The sequence below is a fragment of the Curtobacterium sp. MMLR14_006 genome, from assembly GCF_001864985.1.
Classification (GTDB): domain Bacteria; phylum Actinomycetota; class Actinomycetes; order Actinomycetales; family Microbacteriaceae; genus Curtobacterium.
Map to the genome: position 1 here is coordinate 1 of NZ_MJGU01000010.1, position 2,397 is coordinate 2,397.

Below are 2,397 nucleotides of genomic sequence, written 5' to 3' on the forward strand. Positions count from 1 at the left end.
ATCCCGTTCCTGCGGCCGGGGCGGGCTGGGGATGAATCGCGCGTAGGGGGATGAATCGCGCGTAGGAGGCCGGAAGTTCTGCCCTCCTACGCGCGATTCATCCCCCTACGCGCGATTCATCCCCAGCCCGCCCCGGCCGCAGGAACGGGATCCTCGGCATGAGCCAGTCCACCCACACCACCCGCACCCCGGGCGCCACGGCGAGCGCCCACAGGATCGAGGCCGCGGCGTCGGTCGGGTAGTGCACGGCGTCGATGGACACGGCGAAGAACACGACGACGATCGCGACCACCCCGAGGGTGAGCACCAGGAGGTGCCACCGGGTCTCGCGGAGCAGCCAGATCAGGGCGAGCACGAACGCGGTGATGTAGACGGTGTGGCCGCTCGGGTAGCCGGGATCTGGCTGCACCGGGAACGGGTGCGGCAGCACCGAGACGTCCGGGCGGGCCCGGTGCACGATCTCCTTCACGACGGCGGAGGGCACCCACGTGATCGCGATCGTGCCGCCGAACGCCAGGGCCGGGCGCAGGTCGCGCGTGCGCCACCAGATCACCGCGACGACGACGACCGTGATGCCGATCGCGGGTGCCGGGCTGATGACGTGGTAGACCGCGTCGCTGAAGCCGCCGACGAACCCGGTGTGCAGCGCGTTGAGGGCCTTCGACAACCCGAGGTCGACCGTGCCGAGCGCGAACCCGACGAGGGTGATGACGACGACGGCGATGACCGCGATCGCGACCGAGACGAGCGGGTAGGGCGAGCGTTCGAGGATCCCGGGCAGCGCGGGCTCCGGTCGGCGGGAGCGGAGGAGCGGCGCGTCGTCGGTCATCCGACCATCGTCCCAGTGCCGACTGCGACCCGTTCCGTCGGGCCGTGTGAAAGCACTCAGCGCAGGTGCTCCCGAGTAGACAGGGGGCATGCCAACTGTTGCCGAGAACATCGTCGCCACCCTCCGCGCCAACGACGTCACGCGCGTCTACGGCCTGCCGGGGGACTCCCTCAACGGGTTCACGGACGCCCTGCGCAAGGACGGCACGATCCGGTGGGAGCACGTGCGGCACGAGGAGGCAGCCGCCTTCGCCGCTTCCGGCGAGGCCGGCCTGACCGGGGAGCTCGCGGTCTGCGCGGGCAGCTGCGGCCCCGGCAACCTGCACCTGGTCAACGGCCTCTACGACGCGAACCGCTCCCGCGTGCCGGTGCTGGCGATCGCGGCGCACATCCCGACGGCGGAGATCGGTACCGGCTACTTCCAGGAGACCCACCCGCAGGAGCTGTTCCGCGAGTGCTCGGTGTACGTCGAGTACGTCGCCGACCCGGTGCAGATGCCCCGCCTGCTCGAGATCGCGATGCGCGAGGCCGTCGAGAAGCGCGGCGTCGCGGTGCTCGTGATCCCGGGCGACGTGCTGCTCGCAGAGGCGAAGAGCGACCGCGTCACCCGGGTCGAGCGCACCGAGCCGCGCGTCGTGCCGAGCGACGCCGAGCTGCAGCGCACCGCCGACCTGCTCAACGGCGCCGACAAGATCACGATCCTGGCCGGAGCCGGCGTCGCCGGTGCACACGACGAGGTCGTTGCGCTGGCCGAGCGCCTGCAGGCCCCGATCGTGCACGCGATGCGCGGCAAGGAGTACATCGAGTACGACAACCCGTACGACGTCGGCATGACCGGGCTGCTCGGCTTCTCGTCCGGGTACCGCGCCATGGAGGATGCCGACGTCGTGCTCATGCTCGGCACCGACTTCCCGTACCCGCAGTTCTTCCCCGAGCACGCGAAGCACGTGCAGGTCGACATCCGCGGTTCGCAGCTCGGCCGGCGGCACCCGGTCGACATCGGCCTGGTCGGGACCGTCAAGGACACCGCCCTCGCGCTCATCCCCCTGCTTACCGGTTCGCACCCGACGAAGCACCTCGAGGACTCCCTGAAGCACTACCGGAAGACCCGCGAGAAGCTCGACGACCTCGCCGTCCCCGCCGGCAGGAAGAAGCCGCTGCACCCGCAGTACGTCACGCGCGTGCTCGACCGGATCGCCGCGGAGGACGCCGTCTTCATCCCCGACGTCGGCTCCCCCGTCGTGTGGGCGTCGCGCTACCTGACGATGAACGGCCAGCGCCGGCTCATCGGCTCGTTCTGGCACGGCTCGATGGCGAACGCGGTCTCGCAGGCGATCGGCGCGCAGACGGCGTTCCCGGACCGGCAGGTCATCGCGATGGCCGGTGACGGCGGGCTGACGATGCTCCTCGGCGAGCTCGTCACGATCGTGCAGAACAAGCTGCCGGTGAAGATCGTCGTGTTCGACAACTCGTCGCTCAACTTCGTGGAGCTCGAGATGAAGGCTGCCGGCTTCGTGAACTACGGCACCGAGCTGCAGAACCCGGACTTCGCCGCCGTCGCCGAGGCGA

At 70.2% G+C, this 2,397-nt stretch carries 2 protein-coding genes; one reads left to right on the forward strand and one right to left on the reverse strand.

Translation table 11 applies throughout. The features are described from left to right. Positions 1-97: 97 nt before the first annotated feature. Positions 98-829 (reverse strand): phosphatase PAP2 family protein, encoded by a 732-nt coding sequence (locus BIU94_RS03615; RefSeq protein ID WP_071254314.1) that lies wholly within the window; start codon positions 827-829, stop codon positions 98-100. A gap of 88 nt (positions 830-917) precedes the next feature. On the opposite strand from BIU94_RS03615, the gene poxB reads away from it, so the two are divergent. Beyond that, a partial coding sequence (gene poxB, locus BIU94_RS03620) for a ubiquinone-dependent pyruvate dehydrogenase (protein WP_071254315.1) occupies positions 918-2,397 on the forward strand: 1,480 nt, incomplete at its 3' end.